Below are 24446 nucleotides of genomic sequence, written 5' to 3'. Positions count from 1 at the left end.
TCTTGTCTGAAATTTATTTATGATAGCCTGGCGGCAGCAGTCTGTCCAGCCATTCCATCAGGTCTTCTTTTTTGTCCAGCTTATTGCCGAGGAAGAACCCGGCAGTAATACATATGAGCAGAAAAATCGTCTGCAGAAAGCCTAAGATCAAAAACATTACGCCGATAAACAGACCAAATATAGACCCCAGCAGCCGGCCACGGTAATTCTTCCAAAGATCACTGAAAATTTCGTTAAGCATGCCGTCTACCTCCTCAGCCTTTCGCTTTGATCTGCTTGAAGAACAGATCTATGTCCTTGATCTCCATACCCAAGACCTTTTTGATCGTATCACGTACATTATATTTAATTTCATCTGTAGTTTCAGGAATATTTATACCAGGCTCTATCGACGCATTGATGCGAATGCTGATATGTTCTTCGCCCATTTTTGCCTCGACCTTAACGCCATAAACACCATAAACCTCTTTAGCGATCTCCGCTACATAATCTTCAATAGCGCTTTTACCGACAGATACTTTACCGGAATCGGCACTGCTGATCGTCAGCGAAGTCATTCCAGTCGCGCCAATACCTGCAATAAGCAGGCGGATACTTACCAGCAGAATGATGATCCCGCCCACCGCATACTCCCAGTTGCCGGGAATAGTAGCAAAGAAAGCAGTGATAGCAGTCTGGCCGATAACGCCCAAGCTGCAAAGCACTACCAAAACAGCCACTACTGCCATCAAAAAAGTGTATAAAGTTAAAATTATTCTATCAGGTATTCCCAAAATAACTCACTCCTCACCAAAGAAATTTTCATGGGCGGCGTCCATTTTTTCCAGGCTCTCTTCCAATTCGCTCTTGGGTCGGCGCGCCACGCCCTGTATATGCACATCGACGAATTTGACTTCATAACCGGTCATGTTCTCGATTGCTTCTTTAACCTTTTCCTGTATTTCCAAAGCTATTTCAGGGATACATGAACCATATTCAACATTAACATAAACTGCGGCTGTCACAACATGCCCATCGACGGTGATCCGTACACCCTTGGCAAAACTTTTCTTACCTAAAAATTCATTCAGGCCTTCGGCAAAACTGCCGCTCATACCAATAACACCGTTGACTTCCTGCGCAGCCAGTCCTGCAACGATACTGATTACTTCGTCGGCAACTTTCACATCACCGATTTCGTCAGGCAGCTGTTCTTCTTTCTCAGCTGCATCGTCTGCATTCACAAACTCCCCTGTACCGGTTTCCAATTCTTTATCTTCAGAATCTGATTTCAACTACCATGCCACCTCCTGTCTGTGCGGCAACAGAATATACTTACCCTATTTTGCTTTTAATTATACCATAACTACTGCGTGAATACTATGTATAAATGCATAAAAAAACAGCGGCGAAAGTAAATTCACCGCTGTTTAAACAGTCGCTTTTAATTATGCACGTTCGATATATTCGCCAGTTCTGGTATCGATGCGAAGAACATCGCCTTCGTTTATGAACAGAGGAACTTTTACAACATAACCGGTATCCATTTTAGCCGGTTTGCTGCCGCCGGTAGCGGTATCGCCGCGGATGCCGGGATCGGTTTCAACTACGGTCAGTTCAACAGTATTCGGCAGGTCAACACCGAGAATACGGCCTTCGTAAACCATGATTTTAACATCCATATTTTCTTTCAGGAAGTTCAAAGCATTACCCAACTGCTCTTTTGTCAATTCGGTCTGCTCATAGTTTTCGTTATCCATAAAAACATATTGTCCGTCAGATTCATATAAATATTGCATTTCACGACGGTCAACACGTGCTTTAGGCAGACGTTCGCCTGCATTAAAGGTACGTTCAACAACAGAACCAGTACACATGTTACGCATTTTAGCGCGGACAAAAGCTGCACCCTTACCAGGTTTTACATGCTGGAACTCAACGACTTGCCAGGCATCGCCGTCAATAGTAACAGTCACATTAGTCTTAAATTCGTTAGTAGAAATCATAAATAGTCCTCCTATATAAAAAATTAAACAATTTCCATCAGCTGTTTTTTAACCCCGGTCAGCACTTTTGCGCCTTCGTCGGTCAACACAACCGTGTCTTCTATACGTACACCGCCCTTGCCGGGGATGTAAATACCAGGTTCAACAGTAAATGTCATACCGGGCTGCAAAATTACATTCTGACCGCGTTTGTTGATATTCGGCATTTCATGGATCTCAAGACCGATACCATGTCCCAGCCCATGCACATAGTTTTCGCCATACCCCCGGGAAGTTATATAATCCCTGACAACAGCGTCCAGCTCTGCACCGGTAATACCGGGTTTAGCATTTTTCAAACCGCGCCACTGGGCTTCTTCAACAATGGTATAAATTTCTTTATGCCATGAGTTGGCCATCCCCAAGACAACGGTACGGGTCATATCAGAATGATAGCCGTCATAAACTGCACCGAAATCAAAAGTAATAAAGTCGCCGATCTCCACTTCTTTATCGGAAGCGATACCATGCGGCAGCGCAGAACGTTCACCCGAAGCTACGATAGTTTCAAAAGCGAGTTTTTCTGCTCCCAGGCTGCGCATATAGTATTCCAGGCGGCCAGCCAGAGTTTTTTCAGTCATGCCGGGCTGTAATTCATCCAGCAACCGCAAATACGCCTCGTCGGCAATTTTTACAGCGCGCCACATCAATTCCAGCTCGCGTTTATCTTTGACCATACGGATATATTTCAGGTCAATGACCTTCAGTTCTTTGCCGCATAGAAGCTCCTGCAAAGTATTGAAGTCATTATAAGTGAAATAATCGCCGTCAAAACCAACTGTTTTAGCATCCTGCGCCAATTCGGCAACTGTATGCCAGATGTTTTCCGCATATTCGACGATATGGCAGCATTTGGCTTCTGCCCTTGCTTGATACAAGTATCTGCCATCAGTGACAAGGACAGCCCGACGGTCATCGGCATAAAGAATGCTCGAATCACCTCTGAAGCCGGTCAAATAGCGAATTGTATTAACGTCTTTAATAACGACGCAATCCAAATGTTCTTTTTCCAGAAAATCAAAGATTTTACCGATACGCGGCATAAATCCTTACCTCACTTTTTTTATAAAATAATACGATACCCAAATATTTTATCACACTTTTGACAATTTGCCTACAAAGCTTCATTAAAACTTTCAAGAATTTCTACTGAAAACGGCATATTTTCAACAATTTCTAAAACATCATTATAGGTATCAGGCGTACCACGCAAAAGAATGATGCCTTCCTGATGATCAATCGTGCTGACTAAGGCCAGATGCTCATAGCCCTCCATGATCCAGTTTACGTCTGCTATACGCTCAGGCGCCACCTTTGCGTAGATGGTACTTCGGTCTTCTAACATATTACCTTCCTCCGCAGCAGCGAATCAGGCATCAAAGCCCTGTCGCTGACGATAGAAAATTTTTGTTGAGCATGCGGTGCACAGTCGATACTTTCTCCGTCTGCATTACGCATATCCTCTAAAGTTAGCGGGAACAGTTCCCCGTCCGGCATCAGCAGTTCCAATACCTCGCCGTTTTTCACATTGTTGCGCTGTTCGATATAAGCGCGTTTAGCGTCAGCATCATATTCAAGCACGATACCGACAAAATCATGTGTCTGTTCATAACTGGAGGTCGTATAGACCTGTCCGTCACTACCTGGTTTGCCAAAAGCAAACCCTTTCGTATACGGCCGGTGAGAAACTTTTTCCAACTCCTGACGCCATTCATCCGTGACCTGATATTTTTTGGGATCGTTCCAGTAAGCGTCGATCGCTTTACGGTATACGCTGACCACAGTCGCTACATAATGGATACTTTTCATACGCCCTTCGATTTTCAGGCTGCAAATGCCCGCCTCTATCAAATCAGGAATATGATCGATCAGACACAAATCCTTTGAATTCATTACATAAGTACCGCGTTCATCCTCTTCAATATCAAAGCCTTCATCAGAACGGTTCTTTTCGATAAGGCTATATTCCCAGCGGCAGGCCTGCGCACAGGCACCACGGTTGCCGTCGCGTCCAGTCAGATAACTGCTGAGCAGACAGCGTCCGGAATATGAGATACACATTGCTCCATGCACAAAGGCTTCCAGCTCAACATCAGTCCTTGCACCGATTTCCCGGATTTCCTCCAGTGACAGCTCGCGTGCCAGTACGACACGTTCAGCTCCCAGTGCCTTCCATGCCTGCACTGCTGCCCAGTTACTTGTATTAGCCTGCGTACTTACATGCAGCGGCATTTCCGGTACAGTCTGACGTGCCACGTTCCAAACACCCAGATCAGAAATAAGCAAAGCGTCAACTCCGGCCTGCTGCAATTCCAGCAGATAGTCCGGCAGTCTGGCCAAATCTTCGTTATGGGCAAAAATATTAACCGTCACATAGACCTTTTTGCCAAGTCCGTGCGCATAAGCAGCCGCTTCTGCAATTTCTTCAATACTGAAATTATTGGCAAAAGCCCGTAGCCCGAACATCTTACCGCCCAAATAAACGGCATCAGCGCCATAACGCAAAGCTATTTTACATTTTTCCATATTTCCTGCCGGCGCCAAAAGCTCCGGCTTATTTTTCATTCTCGTCATATTACTTCCTTATTGTGGTCCATGAATATCTTCGATTGCCTTCAAATGCTCGGCATAAGTTTTCGTAAAACGGTGATGTCCGTCTTTTTCAGCAACAAAGTATAAATACTCCGTTTTTTCAGGATTTAAAACAGCCTTGATCGCACTCATCCCAGGACTGGAAATCGGTCCCGGCGGCAAACCTGGATTTTGATAAGTGTTATAAGGGTTTTGAATCCTGGTATCTGCAATTGTAATTTCTTCTTTTTGAGTCCCCAAAATATACTGAATAGTAGTATCTGACTGAATCGGCATATAAATCTCTAAGCGACGCAGAAAAACTCCGGCAATGCGCGGCTGTTCTTCTTTAAAAACAGCTTCCATCTCTACCAGGGCAGCCATATTTACCAGATCTCTGATCGACATTTTCTGTTTTTCTGCTTCTTCCGGAATATTTTCTTTGTTCATCTGCGTATTGAATTCCTTGACCATCATGGCCAGCATATCTTTTTCATTCATACCGATGTCAAACATATAGGTAGAGGGAAAAATAAATCCTTCCGCCTTATAAATAACATTAGAATCACTGGTTTCCATATAGGGATATGGAGTATAATTACGCGCGGCTTCGATGAACTTTTCAGCAGAACCAAGACCTTCCGCCTCAATTTTTTTCGCAGTTTTAACTACGGTAAAGCCTTCTGGAACCGTAAACTTCACCCGCTGCACCTGTCCCTTTGACAGAACTTCAACGATCTCACTGTTAGACATCCCGGCTGTTATTTCATAACGCCCGGCCTGCAGATCGCGTTCCAATCCACGGAATTTGGCTTCCAGTCGAAACGCTTCCGGAGTTTTCACCAATTTCTGCTTATGCAGAAGATTTGCGATATCCGCAGTAGTCATCCCCGGCTCAACCGTAATCAGATACGGGCTTCCAGTCGCCAGATCTTTATTGCTGCCAGTGTAGTTCAATACCCAGTAAGCACCTACTACAACTACCAGAAAGATGCCTAAAAAAAATGGCAGTACCTTCCTCATTTTTCCATTCCCTTCACACCAGAGATAATAAAGCTCAAAAAGTGCCGGACAGTATGTCCGGCACTAGCAGTTGTTATTCTTCGTCCCAGTCTTCCATGAGTTTTTCGTAAGCAGCTTTTACTTCATCAAACTCTTCGTCTGTAGGAGCTAAATAAACTTCTTCGCCGTTTTCATCAAACTCAATACGGGCGATAATCACATTTTCTTCTTCGTCTTCCTCATGTTCATGGCAGTGACAATCTTCATCTTCACATTCGCAGTCTTCCAAATTGATCTGCGCTAAAATAGCGAAATTTTTCTTGCCTACAGGTACTACCATTTCTTCACGAAAATATAATTCGTTGCCTTCATCGTCAGTAATAACTACGATTTGTTCTTCTTCCATAGCTTCCATATTTTCTTTATTTTCTGTTTGGTCCATTACGACACCTCGTTTCTAAATTATATACATTTTATATCATTTACAGTAATGCTGTCAATTTATCATTTTTCACCAAGCTGTGCAGCTAAAAAACCTTTATCCAGATCAAATCCAAGCTTACCGTTATCTTTAACTATGATATTAGTATCAAAGCTGCCGACAGCGGTAGCGATCTTGATATTGGAAAAAGCAAATTTTCCCTGCTGTCTGGTGATCGAACCTTTGATGGAACGGAACGGCAGCATCATGTACTTGCCTTCCTCGATGCGGAAGCTGCCCGCACCTGTGGCACTGCCTGCATCAGCAGTTCCTATCGCCAGCATTTTAAATGACAGCGGACCGTCGACCTGCGTTTCCGTAACTACGGAGCTGTCGAGGTCTATACCCTGTACTTCCAGTTTGAAGTCTTTGGTTTTAGTATCAATCTGACCATTGACATTGACTTGACCAGCATAAACATTACCAATAGCATCACCGATATTAAGCTTTCCGTCTTTATACAGAAACTTGCCGCTGAGCGCAGTAATATAAAGCGGATCGTAGGCCAGCTTATCAAGTCCGAAGGTGCCTTCAGCCTCAGGTTTGTCGATAGTACCCTTGACCTTGCCCAAAGCGGTAACAGCATCCTTCAAGCCCAGGCCCGGACTCAAAGCTTCTATCACAAAGCTCGGCGCATTAACAGTCAAAGCATATGTCTGTTTTGCCTCCGGCTTTTCAGCATAATAAACATTGCCGTCTATGATCACCGTCTGTCCGGCAACCTCCAGATTCAGTCCGGCAAACTTCAAAGCCTCGGTATCAGCCGAAAACTTGCCGCTGCCTTTCGTTACAGGATAATTGATCAAAGAGCCTTTCAAACCGTCGATCGTACCGTCGATATTCAAAGTCCATTTATCATCGGCTTTATCAGCCCTGATTTTTACGTCAGGCAGATTGCCTTCAGTGATCACCACATCAGCAGTCTGCGGCAAAACATTCAGGATATTCTGCAGCGGCATTTTCTTTACCTCTGCCACAACTGCCGTCGTGCCTGAATCATTTTGGATGTCAGCGATAATATCGCTTTTACCGTCTTTAACACGCAGACCGTATTTGATTTTTGGATATTGTTTAAAATTTCCCTGGAACTGTACTTTATCAAAATCCAGCGGCTTGTTCTCCAGCAGCAGATTCACCTTCGCGTCCTTGATTTCCATCAAACCGCGGAACTGCGTTGCTGCAGCCGCCTTTTTTACAGTCAGTAGCTCATTGTTCTTCTGCTCTTCTTCAACCTGAAAATTGATATAATTGACAATGTTCAAACCGTCTTTTTTATTATAAGACACAAAAAAACTGGGCTTATCGATCACCACATCACCAACAGAAGCTCCGGTACCGCCTTTCAGCAAAGCGTCAAATAAATTGACAGATACCGTAGCCAGAGGTATTTCGGCAATCGTTTTGCCATCCGGCCCTACCCAGACGACATTTTTGAAAATAACATCACCCGACCAGTTAGCCTGAATCTCTTCGGCTTTTAAAGTCCCCTGCAGCGCAGTCTGCTCTGCCAGAAGCTTTTTAGTGAGTTCTTCGGCAGCACGGCCTCCGAACTGGAACAGCAGCACGAAAGCAACCAGAACCAGCGCAACAAAGCCGATAAATATTTTTTTCGCCATACTTTCATTCCGTCCTTTTACTTTGTGGACTATCCAGATAATTTTGCAGAATCACCACAGCCGCCATCATGTCGATAACTTTTTTGCGTTTGCTGCGGCGCAGGTCGGCATCTATCAAAACTTTTTCAGCGGCAACTGTCGAAAGACGCTCGTCCCATAAGACGATTTTAAGCTGCGGGAACCTTTCGCCGATCACTCTGGCAAAATCCTCGCAGCTCTGCGCACGTTCGCCTACACTGCCGTTCATATTCTTAGGATAACCTACCACCATCGTATCTACTTCATATTCAGCGATAAGCTCGCCGATACGCTGCAGATCACGATCTTCACTGGTACGACGGATTGTTTCCACCCCGTTGGCGATCATCCCCATCAGATCACTGGCGGCTACGCCGATAGTCCGCGTGCCGACATCCAGAGACATACTTCTCATGTAAGCAGCTCTCCCCGTCTTATTTTGTGTTTTTTTCCAAATATTTTACTACCAGTTCTTCAATAAGCTCATAACGTTCAAAACGACGCAGCTTCGTGCGTGCGTCATCATGACTGGTAATATATGTAGGATCGCCGCTGAGCAGATAACCTACGAGCTGGTCAATAGGATTATAGCCTTTTTCTTCCAGCGCTTTGCACACCTCGCTGATTGTTTGCGAGACGTCTTTATTTTCATTGTTGCGCTTAAACATCATTGTTTCCTGCGATACCTGAGTCATCGTTGATCCCTCCTTGATACAAAATTCCCTTGTTGAACAACCGTTTGATATAGATACATTACTATTGTAGCATACCTTGAGACAAAAAAATATAAAATAACTGTGAACTTGTATAAATAAAGGCCGAGAATACTCTCGGCCTTTAAGTTTTTTTACACAATTTATTATTTTACCTGTGTTTCGATAACGCCCCAGGCTGTTTCCAACGCTTCACCTAATTTAGAAGCATCTTTACCGCCTGCCTGTGCCATATCAGGACGTCCGCCGCCGCCGCCGCCGCAGATCCTGGCAACCTCTTTGACAATGTTGCCGGCATGGATACCTTTAGCGACAGCATCTTTCGTAGCCATAGTCAGAATACTGATCTTGCCGTCGGCAAATACTGAAGCCAGCACAACGACGCCGCCGACCTTATCACGCATCTGGTCACCCAGATTACGCAGTGCTTCGATATCATCGACACTGACCTGCTGCACTAAAGCTTTGATACCTTTGATGTCGCGAATCTGACTGTCAACGTCACTGACCTGAGCTTTAGCGATCTTATCGGCCAGCTCGGCAGCTTTTTGCTCAACAGCTTTCAGTTCTCCCTGCAGAGCTGTCAAACGTGCAGGCACATCAGTTACACGGCATTTCAAGCTTGCAGCCAGGCCTTTTACCATAGCTTCCATTTCGTTGACATGAGCCACAGCGCCATGTCCTGTCACAGCTTCGATACGGCGAACGCCAGCACCGGTGCTGGACTCGGAAATTATTTTAAACATACCGATCTGAGCGGTATTAGTCACATGAACACCGCCGCAGAATTCCATAGAGAAACCCGGTACAGTAACGACACGCACGATATCGCCATATTTTTCGCCAAACAGCGCCATCGCACCACGTTTTTTAGCTTCTTCAATCGGCAGTTCTTCAATGGTCACACCCTTGGCTGCCAAAATCTCTTCATTAACAATAGCTTCGACGCGGCTCAGTTCTTCTTCTGTTACCGGCGAGAAATGCGAAAAGTCGAAACGCAGACGGTCCGGACCTACATAACTGCCTGCCTGATTGACATGACCGCCTAAGACAGATTTCAAAGCTGCGTGCAGCAAATGCGTTGCCGTATGATTACGGGCAATATCGCTTTTGCGGCAGCTGTTTACTTCGTAAGTTACCGCATCGCCCACATTGACCGTACCTTCAACTACACGCCCAATCTGGATCGTAGCGCCGTCCGGCAGTTTTTTGGTATTTTCAACTTCAATCACACCTGTAGGAGCAGTGATACGGCCCAAATCACCTAACTGGCCGCCGCCTTCAGCATGAAAGGCAGTAACGTCAAGAATAACGGCAACGTCTTTACCATCTTCTGCATTTTCGATCGGCTGTGCGTCATGCGCAGGGTACAGCATAACGATTTTACCTGTATCTGCAGCTTCATCAACCTTTAAGGAAGCAATATCAATACCGCGGGTATTATAAATAACCGGACGGCCTGCTTTATCATCACGGGCTTCACGCGCCATTTTACGCTGAACCTCCAGCGCCGCGTCAAAACCAGCTTTATCCATCGTCATTCCGTTTTCTTCCAAGATTTCAGCAGTCAGTTCCCACGGAAAGCCAAAGGTATCGTTCAGTTTAAAAGCTGTAGCTCCATCCAGTACCGTAGCGCCTGCCGCCTCTAATTTAGCTATCTCGTCGCTCAGCAGTTCACTGCCCTGACGCAGAGTACGCAGGAAGCTTGTTTCTTCCATTTCGATAACTTTTTGGATATATTCGCGTTTTTCGACCAGGTTTGGATAAACATGACCGTACATTTCAATAACCACATCCACAGCACCGGCCAAAAACATTTTGTCGATGCCGATCAAACGTCCGTGACGTACAGCACGGCGCAGAATGCGACGTAAAACATAACCGCGGCCTTCATTGGAAGGCAGGATACCGTCGGCGATCATAAAAGTCATACTGCGGGCATGGTCGGCAATTACCTTCAAAGAAATATCGGTTTTTCTTTCTCTGCCATATTCTACAGCCGCTACTTCAGATGCATATTCAATGATCGGGAAAATCAGATCCGTTTCAAAATTAGACGGTTTGCCCTGCAGCACGGAAGCCAAACGTTCGAGACCGGCACCGGTATCAATATTTTTGTTAGCCAGCGGCGTATAAGTACCATCTTCATTTTGATTATATTGAGTGAATACCAGATTCCAGATTTCCAGGAAACGGTCACAATCGCAGCCTACAGCACAAGTCGGTTTGCCGCAGCCGCGTTCTTCACCCAGATCGACATGAATCTCGGAGCAGGGACCGCAGGGGCCGCTGCCGATCTCCCAAAAATTCTCTTCCAACCGTACGATGCGTTCTTCAGGCAATCCAACGACATTATGCCAGATATCAAAAGCTTCATCATCTTCGGTATGGATAGTAATCCACAGCTTATCAGCAGGAATCCCCAACTCTTTGGTAACAAATTCCCAGCTCCAGGGAATGATCTCTTTTTTAAAATAATCGCCGAAAGAGAAATTACCAAGCATTTCAAAATAAGTATGGTGGCGGGCAGTACGGCCGACATTCTCAATATCGCCTGTACGCACGCATTTTTGGCAGGTCGCAATACGAGGAGAAGGCGGTTTCATTTTACCTGTAAAAAAAGGTTTGAAAGGAGCCATACCGGCGCCAATCAAAAGCAGCGTCGGATCATCCTGAGGAATGAGTGACGCGCTGGGCAGGATCAAATGTCCTCTATCTTCGAAGAATTTTAAAAATTTCTCACGAATTTCATTACCAGTCATGTACTTCATAATCGTTTTATCGCTCCTTTAAAGTCGAAACATCATAATAAAAAATTATATAAAAATTAACGGCTAAAGTCAATTAAACTGACAAAGTATACACTATTTTCCTGACACTAAACTTTTCTTTATATAAAAAAGCCGTAAGCAAAAACTTACGGCTCCACGCCAAGTATTTCAGGAGGACACCCAAAACTTTCGGCACTATCAATTATAGATATGTTTTTACACAAAGTCAATATTCTTTTTCATTTTTCTCATTTAATGTAATTTTCTGTTTTGGGTTATTGTGAAAACAGCCTGGCTATTTTTCCCCGGTAATTCGGATTATTTCCGTTACCCAGCGAGCGCAGTCGTACAAATCACACTCACGCAGGCACTCTTCTGTAGTATGGACCTTGTTCATACCTGTAGCTAGAAGTACGCAGGGCAAACCATAGCCGCAGAGGAAATTGCCGTCACTGCAGCCACCTGTTTTCGTCAGTTCAAAAGGCAGCTGCAGATTATCGGCTGCCTGCTTAGCCAGCAATACCGCCGTATGGTCTTCCGCTACATGAACAGCAGGACAGCCTTCTACCGGATCAACCTCTAAAATACCGCCGCCGGCTTCAACCACTTCTCTGATACACCTGATCGTTTCATCCTTCAGCCGCTCCAGCTTATCAGGGTCCATACAGCGCATATCGATCACGAATTTAGCCTGCTCCGCAACGATGTTTGTTGCAGCACCGCCTTCGATCTGTCCTATATTTAATGTAGTTTCTTCGTCAAGACGTCCGTAAGCAGGCAGCGCCGTCAAAGCTTTCGCCGCCAGCATAATGGCATTGATACCTTTTTCAGGCTCGATACCTGCATGAGCCGACTTACCTTTGACTGTAAAATAAATATCGAACAGCCGCGGCGCAGAGTTCGTAACGATACCGGGCGCACCACCGATATCCAGGCAATAACCGAGATCAGCCCTGATATCCTTCGGGTCAAGATTGACCACTCCCAGACAACCGATCTCTTCGGCAATCGTAAAACACAGCTGGATATCGCCATGCGGGATATTCTGCTCCTGCACGGCCCGCACTGCTTCCAGCACAGCCGCTATACCAACTTTATCATCACCGCCTAAAGTAGTAGTTCCGTCAGAATAAAGGACTCCGTCCCTGCGCACGACCTTCGTTCCCGTTGTCGGCGGCACAGAATCCATATGTGCTTCAAAAAACAGTCCGGCTGCACCCTCTACATTGCCCGGTAAAAATGCCCACACATTGCCTGTTGTCCCGCCGATCTTCCTGCCGGCATCGTCCACCTTTACTTCCAGTCCCATTGCCTGCAGCTTCTGTACCAGCAGATCGGCTTCGGCCTTTTCGTCCTTACTAGGACAGGGCACACTGACCAGTTCTATAAATTCATTTAAAATACGTGTTTCATTAATCATCATTATTACCTCACAATTTACAGGATATTATCTATTATAGCACCGACCTGCTCCGGCAGCTACTTTTATAAATTGCCAAATAAAAAAGAGCAGGGAATCTATCCTTGCTCCTGATCAAGATATTTTTTTATGATATCTGCGGCTTCTTCCGGCATAATATCATTACATAAGTCAGTGTCATTCAAAATCGCCTGCAGGCTTCTGCTCTGCTGATAATCAAAATACTGCCATTTTAAACTGCGGCTGCTCCACATTTCCAAACCTTCTTTTAAATCACCATAACGCAGTAGAAAAAACCATTTATGATCACGGGAAGTTACTTTTTTATAAAACATATTCTCCCTCCGTTCCCCTCCGTCCTTATTATAGCACAAGAGTCCCCCCCCACAAGACATACAAGAACTTTTTATCTTCGCCTGACGCAACGTTTTTGCTCAAACGTTTTGATAATCGTCCAGTTCCCAAAAATATCTCCTTTATCTGATAAATAGCTTGGCAAATAACAAAAATGTGGTACAATAATAGCGATAAATCCCGCAGACCGGACCGCTCACTCTTTTCATCCTGGCCGATACTGCAGAAGGAGCAAAAAATGAATCGTAAAGAAAAATTCAAACAGGCTAATCGGGAAGCAAATGCCACCTGGTTAGCCCTTCTTATTGTCATCGTCTTTTGGTGCGTCGCAGGCTTTGGTCTTGCTGACGTTAAGGTAGAATTTTTCCAGACGCCCCTGTGGGTCTGGGCAGGCTGCATCGGCACCTGGCTGTTTGCCATCGTCGTTTCTGTAGTTCTTGCCAATTGCATCTTTAAAGATATGGACTTGGACGACAAGGAGGATGAAATCAATGGGTAATTTCTTCCACCTCTGGCCTGTTCTTTTATTCCTTGCCTTTATGCTTGGCGTCAGCTTTTGGGTGCAGCGAGCTTCCCGCGGCGACCGCCAGCAGAACTTTGCTAAAGATTATTTTATCGGCGGCCGCAGTCTGGGCGGTTTTGTCCTGGCTATGACTACCGTTGCAACCTACAGCTCAGTCAGCACCTTTGTCGGTGGTCCCGGTATGGCCTGGGCCATCGGTTATGGCTGGCTTTATATGGCGATCGTACAAGTCGTAGTCATCTTCCTCGTTTTAGGTATTTTCGGCAAAAAGATCGCTATGGTTTCACGCAAAATTGACGCTGTTACAGTAGTCGATGTTATCCGCAGCCGCTATCAATCCGATTTGCTTGCCAATATTTCCGCGCTGGTGATCGTTGCCTTCTTCTGTGCGACGATGGTCGCCCAGTTCGTGGGAGCTGCCAAGCTCTTTGAAGCTGTTACAGGCTTCTCCTATGTCACTGGACTGACATTATTTGGCCTGATCGTTGTCTTTTATACTACTGTTGGCGGCTTCAAAGGCGTTGCCATTACTGACGCTATCTGTGCCGTCGCTATGATCATCGGCCTTTTTATCCTGTTCTTCTCAATGCTGGAAACAGGAGGCGGTTATGAAAGAATCATGACCCATATCCAAACCAATCATCCCGATATGCTGGAACCGCTTTCCCGCGGCAAAATGCCGATCTCGCTCTATATCAGCCAGTGGCTGCTTGTTGGTGTCTGTACACTGGCACTACCGCAATCAGTAGTCCGCGGCATCAGTTACAAAAACACCAAAGCCCTGCATAACGCTATGATTATCGGCACCGTCGTTATCGGCGCCATGACTCTGATCGCTACCTGGATCGGCGTCCTTTCCAAGGGCGTGCTTACCGATACCCTGCAGGCTTACGGCGGCAGCGTCGATAACATCACCCCGCTTACTATCATTGGCACCATGGACCCCTTCTGGGCCGGCATCACCATCATCGGTCCCATCGCAGCAACTATTTCTACCGTGTCTTCCCTGCTGCTGGCCTCCTCTTCCGCTATCATCAAAGACGTATATATGCACGAATGCTCCAAACGCCATAAAACAGTTTCCAATAATACGATACGTCTGTTCAGCATGGGTGCTACCGTTATCCTTGGCCTTGGAGTTTACTTTATTGCCATTGCCCCGCCCAGCGTTATCTGGAAAATAAATATGTTCGCTTTCGGAGGCCTGGAAACAGCATTCTTCTGGGTCCTGATCTTCGGGCTGTTCTGGAAAAAAGCCAACCGCACCGGCGCCGTTTTCGCTATGGCTGGCGGCGTACTTGCCTACTGCACTACTATGGCGCTGCAAATCAAATTCTTTGATCTGCACCAGATAGTTATCGGCATCGGTGCTTCGTTGATTTTCTTCCTTATCGGCAACGCCCTTGGCAAAGAACACGACGAACATATTCTGCGTATTTTCTTTCCCGAAAAGTATCGCGATTAAAAATGTTATAAAAAAGCTTCGCAGCATAAAATTACCCGCTGCGAAGCTTTTTTTGTATTTTATTTATGCAGCTCTGCTGCCTCGTCCCAGTAAGCCTCCGGCTTCCAGCCGTCAGCAAGCAATTTTACCAGCAGCTTGCCGGTATTGGCAGCATCGTCATAAGCAGTATGCCACAAACCGCCTGTATCAACGTTTTGTTCTTCTGTTGCCTTCTTCAGCCCGGTCGTATACGTATCGCCTTTCAGCAGCTTATAAGCTGCCGCCAGATCAAGATAGTCTTCAGGTAAAACAGGATTTTCAAATTTATGCCGTCTGCAGCCTTCCGCCACCACCTTATAATCCTCATCACCCCAGGCCACAAAATAAGTCTGCCCCGGTACATATAAAGCTTTGATCTGTTCAAGCATCTCTCCAAATTCTATTGCTGATTCCATATCCTTTTCAGTGATCATACAAAAATCCATTCCCTCTTTAGCCTGCTTCGGATAAAAATGCGGATGGACAAAATTTTGGATCTTACCTGTGACCGCAAGGGAATTTCCATCTATTTTCACCGCGCCGATCTCAATTATTTCTGAAAAAAATCCTCGTGGACGTCCCATTCTTTTGGTATATTGAGTAAACTCAAAATCTGCCACAAAAAAGTCCCTGCTCATCAATCTGCCACCATCTTTTCTAAATATTTACATTAATTATAACACCATCTGCCATTAATGCACTATCTGCTGAATTTTCCGAATTATAAAATTTTGCCTAATTACTTAAACTTTCCCTAAAATAATGCTAAAATATAAAAGTTCATACTTTTATAAACAACAGGAGTGTTATAGATGCAGCAACATCAATTAAAAGGCAGCCTGATGCTGTTTTTCTGCGCCCTGATCTGGGGACTGGCCTTTGTCGCACAAAGCGTCGGAGCCGACCACGTAGGCGCATTTACCTTCAATGGCCTCCGCTCATTGATCGGCGCGGTTTTTCTGATCCCCTGCGTCGCCTTTTTTGACCGGCTTGCAGGCAGACCTTTTTCTATTTGGGGTACTGATAACAAAACAGAACAGCAGGACCTTATTACCGGCGGCATCGTCTGCGGTATCGTGCTGACTATCGCCAGTACTCTGCAGCAGATCGGTATCGGTCATACCACTGTCGGCAAAGCCGGTTTTATTACTACGCTCTATATCGTTATCGTGCCCCTTTTCGGGCTTATTGTACACAAAACCGTTACCAAACTGCAATGGCTCAGCGTTTTTATTGCCGCTGTCGGTATGTATTTTATCTGTATTACCGAAAATTTCAGCGTCAATTACGGCGATATGATCATTTTGGCCTGCGCCTGCTTTTTCGCACTGCATATCATCACTATCGAACGTTTTTCCGTATTGGTAGACGGTGTGCGGATGTCGCTGCTGCAATTTGCCGTCTGCGGTATTTTAAGTCTGCCTGCCATCTTCTTTTATGAAACGCCGTCCTGGGAAGCGCTTGACCAAGCCTGGCTGCCTATCTTATACGCCGGCATCATGTCCTGCGGCATCGCCTATACCCTGCAGATCCTTGGTCAAAAATACGTCAATGTTATTTTAGCTTCCATCATTTTAAGTATGGAATCCGTCTTTTCGGTTTTCGCAGGCTGGCTGCTACTGGGCGAACAGCTTTCCCTGCGTGAAATAGGAGGCTGCGTACTGGTCTTTGCCGCGATCCTGCTGGCACAGATGCCTCCCAAACAACAATAAAATAAAAACTTGCAGCATAAACAAAACCCGTTTCTATACAAAATATAGAAGCGGGTTTTTATCTTAACCACTGCAAAATATACGCCTGCTGCTTTAACCAACGCTGCCGCATCTGATAATCAGGTAAAACACTGGCTACACGCTGCCAAAAACGGCGGCTGTGATTCATATTGCCAATATGGCTCAGCTCATGCACCACAACATAATCTAAAACTGCCAGCGGATAAAATACAAGCCGCCACGAAAAATTCAAATTTCCCTTTATACTGCACGAACCCCAGCGTTTCGCCGCTGAAGACAGCTTCACACTCTGATAAACAACACCCATCAACTCCGCATAATGTGCTGTCCGTTCCTGCAAAACTGCTAAAGCCTGCTGCCGCAGCCATTTTTCCAGTGCCTGCTGCGGTTTGAACTGTGGACACAACAGCACTGTACCGTTTACCTGCACCTGACCAAGCTCCGCCAGACGCAGCGTATATCTGTTATCCAATACAGACAACTGCATCCCATCGGTCAATATCAGCTGCCGCTTCTTCTGCACTGCGGCATAATGCTGCTGTTTCTGCTCTATCCACCCGGTCTTTGCCTGCACAAAATGTTCTATATCGCTCAAACGGGCCTGCAACGGTGCCCGCACCCTGCACTTGCCCTCGCTGTCGATCACAATAGCAATCGTCCTGCGTTTACTTCGTATCAACTCATAAGCTACTGTCATTCCTGTCTCCATATCTTTATGCTGTTTTTAAAATTCTGCCTAACCGCACACACGCACGATCATTTCCTTATTTTTCAAACCCGCCAGCCATTCGTGCGGAATACTGTCATAACCATAGTACAAACCTGCCAGACTGCCGGCAACGGCAGCAACTGTATCGGCATCCTCACCCAAATTTACAGCCCACAACAGACATTCGCGGTATGAATTCGTATTGGCCAGACACCACAACGCCGCTTCCAGCGTATCTACAACATAACCGCTGCTCTCGATTTCATCTGCCGGCAATTCATACACACTGCGGTCAATAATACGGCTGTAATAATGCAGCTCACGGTTATCATCTGCATCAGCCACCTGCCGCAGATCATCTACAGCCCTGATAACACCCCGCACAAGTAAAGTTGCCAGCTTAAAACGCTCCCGGTGCTGAATGATCTCACCGGCAACAGCACAATACAAAAAACATCCCAAAGTGCAGCAAATATGCGCATGGGTCAGCGCCGAAACATTACGAATGATTTCATATCGTCCTGCTGCCGGCTGTGCCTGCAAATAAAACTCTACCGGCAAAATCCGCATCAGCGAACCATTACCGCAGTTCCATTCGTTACGCGGTGCGCAGCACTCCAGAGGTACTCCGTTCAAATAATTCAGCAGCGCCTGCTTCGTTGTTGCGCCAATATCAAAGGCCACGCCTTCAGGCGTCAGATAGCCATATTCCAGCCACTTGGCAAAACGCCGCAGCAAATCATGATAATCAAGCCGCCAGTCATTTTCGCGCAGACTTGCTAAAGTGCACAGAGTCAGACTGGTATCGTCCGACCACAGACCCTGCCTCATCTCAAGTACCGGGCTGAACTTCAGACTTTCGCGTGTTTTTCCCTGCGCCGGCTGCCCCAACGCATCGCCCACCGCCAAGCCTAAAACGCCGTTTAAAATATAATCAGTCATATTCTTCCTCGGTCAGCTCAAAACGGTATTGCTGCTCCACCTCGGGATACTTTTCGCGATCCACCTCGGAAGCAAACATCGCGTAAGGCCGCACATAATAAGCAAAATCATCATACAAAGCCTGATAAACAACGCACTGCTCACCTGTTTCAGTATGCTGTGCCACAACTAACACCTTATAGTCCTTCCCTTTAAAATGCCGATAGACCCTGCCTGCCAAAATTTTACGCATAACAATTACCTCATTCAATATTTAAAATTCATTCTCACAGCTGTTTTTAAAACTCGCGTTCCAGCCCTTCATGCGCCAGCTCCATATTCTCTATCGCATTTTCATTACTTTCGGCGTTAAACCCCGGAACACAATGTTTAACAGGCCAGGCGTTAACAAGCTGCCAGCGTGCCATTACTTTTTGGCAATCGTCCAAAAGCTCGATCGTCACATTTTTCCGCTCAAACTCTCCACGCTCAACACTTTCAAACCAATCCGTTAAATACCGCGAAACAGATGTGCCCCATCTCAGTGTTGCGTTACCATACTTTTTTAAGCCCGGCATTTTCACAGGCGTGCCTGCCTGATGATCACCTGCCCGGTATTCTATGGGCTCGTCAGCCATCTCAGGTGCTGAAACTTCTGAAAAATACCCTACTGCTTTACCATCTATCAAAACATTAAAATTATATTTTTTAAAAGGATAGCCTGTTGCCATTTGCTCTCACTCCTTTATAATTGCCGCCCGATATTCTCATGCAGCCTGTATCTATATTTTACCCTATTTCAGCTTCAAGTTACCAGCGAAATAATTATGAACTTCAAATAAAAAACAGCCTGCAGCAGTTATCATAAGCTACAGACTGTCTAAAGTACAGTTCTTTAATATTTTTATCGGCTCAGCTACATAAAATCTAAAATCGTTACCGGCAACAACTGCATCCCGAAGGCTGGTAAAATGACCAGCAGAACATCGGCAACCAGTAAAATCACCGTGCTCCAGAACAACAGCTTACTTAGAATATGTTCATCCCGTTCTTCTTCAGTAAGATTGCGCAGAATAACATTTTCGACGAGAAAGCTGGCAGCGCCATAATAAAGACCTATCACCGCCAAGCTCATAACTGCCGTTCCCAGCTCACCGCTTACTTTGATCCTCATAAATTTCATCCCCTATCTTATGTATGTTTTTTACTTTGCCAACCGTTTTTTTACCTGCTGCATTTTTACTTTCAAATCAGTAAAATTAAAACTGCTGAGCTGCGTCCACAAGTCATTTTTACCCTGAATGGAAACAGTCGTATATTTTAGTACCGGAAAAACACCAAATAATCTGTATGTCGTATCTTCGATATCGATACTCTCAATATCCTTATACAAATATACTCCGGCTCTTGTTAATACCCCGCCAAAAATTTCCAGCCCGTTTTCATAAATATCTACTCTGTAGCTGCCGGCCTGCCAAAAAAATACAGCAGCCGTCCCCACTGCGCAAGTTGCTAAAATCAGCGGCATCATACTTATTCCACCGTCAATTACCGCCATAACCGCCATCAGCAGAAGAAATCCTATCACCCCTGTCGACATCAGCCTGTTCGACTTCACCACATCAAGCAGCCCCCGCAGTCCAGTACTGTTTGCATCCATCCAAACACCTCACCTATAGTTTTGCTTAACAATATAGCATATATTATTTGCAAAGTCACTATCCAGATTAAAAGTTAACAATCAGCTAAATCTAAACAGCCCGGCGCCTATCCTTTGAAAAATAATAAAACATTGCCAGCAATGACTATCTGTGTTATAATCTCACTTGATATTGATGAGCCGATATCTTTTGCTCCGCCTGGAGCACAAAGCACCTGTGTTTTCACGCAGGTGCTTTTGACTTTTATGCTTCAGCATATCCGCAACTTTGACAGCAATGCCGTAATAAATAATAAAAAACAAACCCTATAACTTCTAACGAAGTTATAGGGTTACTTTTCAATCTGGTGGAACTAACTGGACTCGAACCAGTGACCCCCTCGATGTCAACGAGGTACTCTAACCAACTGAGCTATAGTTCCGCAACGATGTTATTTTAGCGCAGAATCACCTTTTTGTCAAGCTGTGACAGCGTAAAAATCAATGTCCCCAGGCTGTCCGGCAGTTTATTCTCGTATCGTAACTTTAGTACCGACCTCGACATAGGGCAGAAGCTCCAGCAGCTCGCCGTTACGCATCCGCACACAACCTTCAGAAACCATCGTACCAATGGATTCCGGCGCATGTGTACCATGAATACCAATCCCGTCCCAGCCTGTTACCAGAGAAATGAAATTGGGCCCGTAAGCCCCTTTAATCTCACCTTTGCCGTCGCCGAAATCATGCGTCCAGTACGATGCGTCTAAAATCTCGTCCACCTCAAAATTACCTGTCGGCGTAGTCATATCGCCGGCACGCTGCTTTTGACCCGATTTTTCCCCAACAGCAACGCCCCATTGCTTAATTACTTCGTTATCCTTCAGCACATACAGCTTGTAATCACTTTTATCTATCAATATCGTATAAGCAGGTTTAACAGCTTCCGGCTGCTTTTGCTCCTCTTTAGGAGGCTCTGCAGCAGGAGTTTCCGGCTTGACCTCCTGCCCTGGCTGCTCAGCAGTCTGCGCCGACTGCTGCTGAGATGTCTGCTGCGGCACCTGCTGTTCTTTACTCAGCCCGTCTAGATACCATATAGCAGCCGAAACCAGCACACCGATCAAAATTATTACAGCGGCGATCTGTTTCTGCTGACGCTGCCGGCGCCTGACACTTTCTTCCTTAAACTGGTCTTTATAAGATTTGCTCACAGTAACATCTCCTTTATGTTTTTATGGTATAACCGCCGCCAGTTTTTGTCAATCGCTGCAAAAATATTTACTAGCAGGTGCAGCCGTGTTAAAATATAAACAACTATTAACCTTTGATGACGGAGGCCCATATGGAAAACCTGACTGTAAACTTTCAGCTGCCTGCCGCTGCAGTTTTTGTCCCGCTACTGCTGGACGACGGACACGGCGATTATAACCGCAGCTACGAACAATACGAAAACAACGACATAGATTATGCAGATTATTCGACCGACCACCGCGATAACAACTATCGTAACTTTGAAAAGAAAAAACGTAAAAAGACACAAAAAGAAATCGTCGCCGATATTTTAAAACGCTGGGATTAAGCACAACAAAACCACTCAACTATAAAAGCTGAGTGGTTTTTATATTGCCAGCTTAACCTGTTACCTGCTTTATAACAACATGCAAAAGCAGCTTGTAATTTCTGCAAGCTGCTTTCACAAGCCTGCACCCCTCACTTATACATTGCTAATATTCCCCTATAACAATGCAAAGTTATCAAAACGTCCATCTGGCGCCGATGTTCCACTGCCAGTCTTTAGTAAAATCACTGCCTGAACTGCGTTCCACATCCAGATAAACATGACTGTTTTTACCTGCGGCAAAAGCGGCGCCAACACCATATTCAAACCAGGTATCGTTAAAGGTATCGCCAACCTTAACTCTATCCCTGCCGTCATACATCCTTACATCATAACCGCCGCCGAACTCATGCAGCAGATTGGCCTTAGCATAAACGACGCCTTTGCTGCCGACCTCTTTGCCGATATTGAATCCGATACGTCCGACAGCGCTTTTGATCCCGCTCTGGCTTACTTCGATACCATTACTGGTAGTATAACTGTCACCGCCCAGATAACCTAAAGTAAACTGGGCCTGCGGCTCGATATACCAGCCGTTGTGCAAGACATTTTTCCGGCCGTATTCAGCACTCAGCGATACGCCGGTATTGTTAAAATCACCGGTGATCTTATTATTTTTCGTATCGTACACCTTAAAATCATTCTCCAGATTACTGACTTTAAACACCACATCCAAATAATGCCCTTTACTGCCGATTTCCGTATTATAGAAACTGATCGCCTTGCTGCTGTTGTCGCCGCTGCCACGATTGTAACTGCTATCGCCGTCAACATAGCTCACCGCCGCCCCCTGATAACGTATCTTGTCGTCAGTATTTTTAGTTATGGTATCGTAACCCAGCTCGTAAGAAGTATACTTGTTTTCAAAATCAAATTTTCCGTCACGGCCGATTTTTGTTCCCCGCAGCCGGAACCAGGCCCCCTTGGCTTCTTCGCCATTATGCCGCAGCTCACCCATACGCTGCAGCAGCTTGTCGTTTTCTGTCCGCCACGTGTGATAGTTCAGCGCATTGGCTGCAAGGATCGTATCCGTACTGGTAGTAGGCTGATCAATATTCGTTACCTGCTTCAAATACCAGTCCTTAGTATAATTACCACTCGTATCGGCAGTATCCTGATGATCCAGCTCATAACGCTTCCAGTACAGCGTCCCCTCACCATCTACAGCGGCAAAACTGCCGTTATGGTTATTGACAGTCGCCAGCACCGTACCGACGCCTTCTTCCCCTACAGGCGTATAACCATTGACCTCGTACAAATCAATATACTGCGTCCCGGTCAACGTATCGGTAACATACAGCTTGTCGCTGTTCAACGAATTCTGACTGGCATCGATATCCATTTTGATAACGCCGTTCTCACCGCTGAGATTATCTACCGTCAAAGTGCTGAAAGTATTACTGTCGTGAGTCATATCCACTATCGAATTATCGTTATGCAAATGCGTCAGGTTAGAATCACCAGTCACCTTCCAATAGGAAGCCTCCTCCAGCGAAATATTAGTTTCAGCTGTACTGGCAGTGCTTACCCAGCCCTCGATAAACGATCCGCTATTAGCAGTAAGATCAACTGTGCCGCCACTGTTATTAAGGATATTGCCGTAAATATTATATTTGCCCGCATTACCCACCACGCTGCCGTTATTATAAGTATAAATAGCATAACTCGCAGTACCGCCCTCAGTCGCACTGATAACAGCTCCATTTAACACAGCCTCGCTGCCAGTGCCTTGCGCCAACACACCTGCTGCCCATTGGCTTCCATCATCCGCACTGACGTTAATAACAAGATCCTTAGCTGCCTCAAACTTCCCTTTATTAAATACAAATACTCCCAACGCCACGCCATCCCTGCTGTTAGCAATGATAGAAGCATTTTCCCCCAAAGTAACCTTAGCGTCGTTAAAACCAACCTCGACTCCTCTGGTATCTTTTCCGCCTGTAACAAATAACCTCAACCCATCACCAACAGAAATAGTAGCTCCGTCATAAGAATCGATACCATAAGTCCAGCCAGTTCCCGCATTGATAACATTCAACTCTAAATTATCGCCAACTTCAATAATACCTGAATCCATTGTCGCATTATCACCGGCATACATACCCTTCATCACATTAGGCTGATTATTGGAATCCAGACCGCTGACATTACCGGAAACAGTGATTTTAGAATCATCACCGATTTTTACAACTCCGGAAGCATATGTCTTAATACCATAAACATCCAGATTATGTACCGTTCCTGAAGTATCAATAAAATTCATCTCGATCTGCTTCAGGTCAATCGTGCTGTTATAGCCAAAAATACCAATAGAATCGTAGCCACTGTTTGTAGAGTTGTCAAAACCATTAATATCCAGCTTGATAGCACCGCTATTATAAATAAAATCATTACCACTGGCATAAATGCCCTTCGTAACATGGCTAATGCTGCTGGAGTCGATAGACGCTATTCCCCCAAGCGCCTCCAACTCACTTACTGTCGAAAATGGCTGATCGACACCTTCAGCAGCCCACACCACATTATTTAATGACATTGCTAAAACGCTTGCCAAGACTGCTTTTTTAATTACATCTTTTTTCCTTTTCATAGTTTAACCCTCTCCTTTACAATTGCTCTTGGTTTTTCATTCGCTTATGCAAATCAACTAAAACCATAGATACTTCGCTTATAGTATAATAAATCAACTGCTTTAACAAGTTATTCCCATCAGTTTATCACTTCATTTCTGAATTATCACAGCAATTTTTGTGTGATACAGATGCTTTAACCGTTCTTCACCTTTAATACTTTTCGTTTTTAACAAAATTATTACCACTAAAAGATTGTAAATATAACTGTTAAGTTATAATA

General features: G+C 45.3%; 29 protein-coding genes and 1 tRNA gene. 5 read left to right on the top strand and 25 right to left on the bottom strand.

What is annotated here, in order from left to right; translation table 11 throughout:
• Positions 1 to 13: 13 nt before the first annotated feature.
• The 15 genes from PFJ30894_RS07225 to PFJ30894_RS07155 all read right to left on the bottom strand — a co-directional run bounded on the left by PFJ30894_RS07225 (position 14) and on the right by PFJ30894_RS07155 (position 12951).
• Positions 14 to 241 (bottom strand): DUF2273 domain-containing protein, encoded by a 228-nt coding sequence (locus tag PFJ30894_RS07225; RefSeq protein ID WP_021718305.1) that lies wholly within the window; start codon positions 239 to 241, stop codon positions 14 to 16.
• Between the two features lie 13 nt (positions 242 to 254).
• Positions 255 to 773, bottom strand: coding sequence for an alkaline shock response membrane anchor protein AmaP (gene amaP / locus PFJ30894_RS07220; protein WP_021718304.1), 519 nt, complete (start codon positions 771 to 773; stop codon positions 255 to 257).
• 6 nt (positions 774 to 779) lie between these two features.
• Positions 780 to 1274, bottom strand: a complete 495-nt coding sequence (locus PFJ30894_RS07215; RefSeq protein ID WP_197714923.1) for an Asp23/Gls24 family envelope stress response protein — start codon at positions 1272 to 1274, stop codon at positions 780 to 782.
• A gap of 153 nt (positions 1275 to 1427) precedes the next feature.
• Positions 1428 to 1985 carry an elongation factor P gene (gene efp / locus PFJ30894_RS07210; RefSeq protein WP_021718302.1) on the bottom strand — a complete coding sequence of 186 codons (558 nt, stop codon included), beginning with the start codon at positions 1983 to 1985 and terminating at the stop codon, positions 1428 to 1430.
• Positions 1986 to 2008: 23 nt separating this feature from the next.
• Positions 2009 to 3067 carry a M24 family metallopeptidase gene (locus tag PFJ30894_RS07205; RefSeq protein WP_021718301.1) on the bottom strand — a complete coding sequence of 353 codons (1059 nt, stop codon included), beginning with the start codon at positions 3065 to 3067 and terminating at the stop codon, positions 2009 to 2011.
• Positions 3068 to 3138: 71 nt separating this feature from the next.
• The gene (locus PFJ30894_RS07200) at positions 3139 to 3369 is read right to left on the bottom strand and encodes a DUF4911 domain-containing protein (RefSeq protein ID WP_021718300.1); all 231 of its coding nucleotides are present in this window, start codon (positions 3367 to 3369) and stop codon (positions 3139 to 3141) included.
• Positions 3363 to 4598: a peptidase U32 family protein gene (locus PFJ30894_RS07195; RefSeq protein WP_125669420.1), complete on the bottom strand. Its 1236-nt coding sequence runs from the start codon at positions 4596 to 4598 to the stop codon at positions 3363 to 3365. The genes PFJ30894_RS07200 and PFJ30894_RS07195 overlap by 7 nt, the downstream gene beginning before the upstream one ends.
• Positions 4599 to 4607: 9 nt before the next feature.
• Complete coding sequence (gene mltG, locus PFJ30894_RS07190) at positions 4608 to 5618, bottom strand: endolytic transglycosylase MltG (RefSeq protein ID WP_125669419.1); 1011 nt, start codon at positions 5616 to 5618, stop codon at positions 4608 to 4610.
• Positions 5619 to 5691: 73 nt separating this feature from the next.
• Positions 5692 to 6039: a DUF1292 domain-containing protein gene (locus PFJ30894_RS07185; protein ID WP_021718297.1), complete on the bottom strand. Its 348-nt coding sequence runs from the start codon at positions 6037 to 6039 to the stop codon at positions 5692 to 5694.
• A gap of 62 nt (positions 6040 to 6101) precedes the next feature.
• Positions 6102 to 7694 (bottom strand): AsmA family protein, encoded by a 1593-nt coding sequence (locus tag PFJ30894_RS07180; RefSeq protein ID WP_125669417.1) that lies wholly within the window; start codon positions 7692 to 7694, stop codon positions 6102 to 6104.
• Positions 7695 to 7698: 4 nt separating this feature from the next.
• Complete coding sequence (ruvX, locus tag PFJ30894_RS07175; protein WP_125669415.1) at positions 7699 to 8127, bottom strand: Holliday junction resolvase RuvX; 429 nt, start codon at positions 8125 to 8127, stop codon at positions 7699 to 7701.
• 19 nt (positions 8128 to 8146) lie between these two features.
• Entirely contained in the window at positions 8147 to 8407 is a 261-nt protein-coding gene (locus tag PFJ30894_RS07170; protein WP_021718294.1) for an IreB family regulatory phosphoprotein, read from the bottom strand.
• 164 nt (positions 8408 to 8571) lie between these two features.
• On the bottom strand, positions 8572 to 11196 hold the full coding sequence (gene alaS / locus PFJ30894_RS07165) for an alanine--tRNA ligase (protein ID WP_125669413.1): 2625 nt from the start codon (positions 11194 to 11196) through the stop codon (positions 8572 to 8574).
• A 295-nt stretch (positions 11197 to 11491) separates the two neighbouring features.
• Positions 11492 to 12619 (bottom strand): M20/M25/M40 family metallo-hydrolase, encoded by a 1128-nt coding sequence (locus tag PFJ30894_RS07160; protein WP_125669411.1) that lies wholly within the window; start codon positions 12617 to 12619, stop codon positions 11492 to 11494.
• Positions 12620 to 12714: 95 nt separating this feature from the next.
• Positions 12715 to 12951 (bottom strand): hypothetical protein, encoded by a 237-nt coding sequence (locus PFJ30894_RS07155; RefSeq protein ID WP_021718291.1) that lies wholly within the window; start codon positions 12949 to 12951, stop codon positions 12715 to 12717.
• Positions 12952 to 13208: 257 nt separating this feature from the next.
• Between PFJ30894_RS07155 and PFJ30894_RS07150 the strand changes: the two genes are divergently transcribed.
• Positions 13209 to 13469, top strand: coding sequence for a YhdT family protein (locus PFJ30894_RS07150; protein ID WP_021718290.1), 261 nt, complete (start codon positions 13209 to 13211; stop codon positions 13467 to 13469).
• Positions 13462 to 14958 (top strand): sodium/pantothenate symporter, encoded by a 1497-nt coding sequence (gene panF, locus PFJ30894_RS07145; protein ID WP_125669409.1) that lies wholly within the window; start codon positions 13462 to 13464, stop codon positions 14956 to 14958. Before PFJ30894_RS07150 ends, panF begins: the two co-directional genes overlap by 8 nt.
• Positions 14959 to 15017: 59 nt before the next feature.
• Here panF and PFJ30894_RS07140 read toward each other — a convergent pair whose 3' ends face one another.
• Entirely contained in the window at positions 15018 to 15614 is a 597-nt protein-coding gene (locus PFJ30894_RS07140; RefSeq protein WP_125669407.1) for an exonuclease domain-containing protein, read from the bottom strand.
• 174 nt (positions 15615 to 15788) lie between these two features.
• Here PFJ30894_RS07140 and PFJ30894_RS07135 point away from each other — a divergent pair, with 174 nt between their 5' ends.
• Complete coding sequence (locus tag PFJ30894_RS07135) at positions 15789 to 16688, top strand: DMT family transporter (protein WP_125669405.1); 900 nt, start codon at positions 15789 to 15791, stop codon at positions 16686 to 16688.
• Between the two features lie 58 nt (positions 16689 to 16746).
• Here the strand turns inward: PFJ30894_RS07135 and PFJ30894_RS07130 are convergent, their stop codons facing one another.
• The 6 genes from PFJ30894_RS07130 to PFJ30894_RS07105 form a co-directional block, all read right to left on the bottom strand.
• The gene (locus PFJ30894_RS07130; RefSeq protein ID WP_167457042.1) at positions 16747 to 17406 is read right to left on the bottom strand and encodes a M48 family metallopeptidase; all 660 of its coding nucleotides are present in this window, start codon (positions 17404 to 17406) and stop codon (positions 16747 to 16749) included.
• Between the two features lie 39 nt (positions 17407 to 17445).
• Positions 17446 to 18360, bottom strand: a complete 915-nt coding sequence (locus PFJ30894_RS07125; protein ID WP_113077098.1) for an ADP-ribosylglycohydrolase family protein — start codon at positions 18358 to 18360, stop codon at positions 17446 to 17448.
• Positions 18353 to 18592, bottom strand: a complete 240-nt coding sequence (locus PFJ30894_RS07120) for a DUF1653 domain-containing protein (RefSeq protein ID WP_021718284.1) — start codon at positions 18590 to 18592, stop codon at positions 18353 to 18355. The genes PFJ30894_RS07125 and PFJ30894_RS07120 overlap by 8 nt, the downstream gene beginning before the upstream one ends.
• A gap of 46 nt (positions 18593 to 18638) precedes the next feature.
• Positions 18639 to 19070: a phage tail protein gene (locus tag PFJ30894_RS07115; protein WP_021718283.1), complete on the bottom strand. Its 432-nt coding sequence runs from the start codon at positions 19068 to 19070 to the stop codon at positions 18639 to 18641.
• A gap of 185 nt (positions 19071 to 19255) precedes the next feature.
• Positions 19256 to 19513, bottom strand: coding sequence for a hypothetical protein (locus tag PFJ30894_RS07110; protein WP_113077099.1), 258 nt, complete (start codon positions 19511 to 19513; stop codon positions 19256 to 19258).
• 30 nt (positions 19514 to 19543) lie between these two features.
• A complete protein-coding gene (locus PFJ30894_RS07105) occupies positions 19544 to 19999 on the bottom strand; it encodes a YdbT family protein (protein ID WP_046431062.1) in 456 nt (151 codons plus the stop codon).
• Between the two features lie 114 nt (positions 20000 to 20113).
• Between PFJ30894_RS07105 and PFJ30894_RS11760 the strand changes: the two genes are divergently transcribed.
• Entirely contained in the window at positions 20114 to 20311 is a 198-nt protein-coding gene (locus PFJ30894_RS11760) for a hypothetical protein (protein WP_130921064.1), read from the top strand.
• 33 nt (positions 20312 to 20344) lie between these two features.
• Here PFJ30894_RS11760 and PFJ30894_RS07100 read toward each other — a convergent pair.
• Positions 20345 to 20421, bottom strand: a tRNA-Val gene (locus PFJ30894_RS07100).
• Between the two features lie 84 nt (positions 20422 to 20505).
• The gene (locus PFJ30894_RS07095) at positions 20506 to 21186 is read right to left on the bottom strand and encodes a L,D-transpeptidase (RefSeq protein WP_231997872.1); all 681 of its coding nucleotides are present in this window, start codon (positions 21184 to 21186) and stop codon (positions 20506 to 20508) included.
• Positions 21187 to 21317: 131 nt separating this feature from the next.
• Between PFJ30894_RS07095 and PFJ30894_RS07090 the strand changes: the two genes are divergently transcribed.
• On the top strand, positions 21318 to 21554 hold the full coding sequence (locus PFJ30894_RS07090) for a hypothetical protein (protein WP_021718279.1): 237 nt from the start codon (positions 21318 to 21320) through the stop codon (positions 21552 to 21554).
• 175 nt (positions 21555 to 21729) lie between these two features.
• On the opposite strand, the gene PFJ30894_RS07085 is transcribed toward PFJ30894_RS07090, so the two are convergent.
• On the bottom strand, positions 21730 to 24183 hold the full coding sequence (locus tag PFJ30894_RS07085) for an autotransporter family protein (protein WP_125669401.1): 2454 nt from the start codon (positions 24181 to 24183) through the stop codon (positions 21730 to 21732).
• Positions 24184 to 24446: the final 263 nt, after the last annotated feature.

It is taken from the genome of Phascolarctobacterium faecium (assembly GCF_003945365.1).
In the GTDB taxonomy this organism is placed as follows: domain Bacteria; phylum Bacillota; class Negativicutes; order Acidaminococcales; family Acidaminococcaceae; genus Phascolarctobacterium; species Phascolarctobacterium faecium.
The sequence above is the reverse complement of the archived record's forward strand: the minus strand, read 5'-3'. Positions and strand labels throughout refer to the sequence as shown.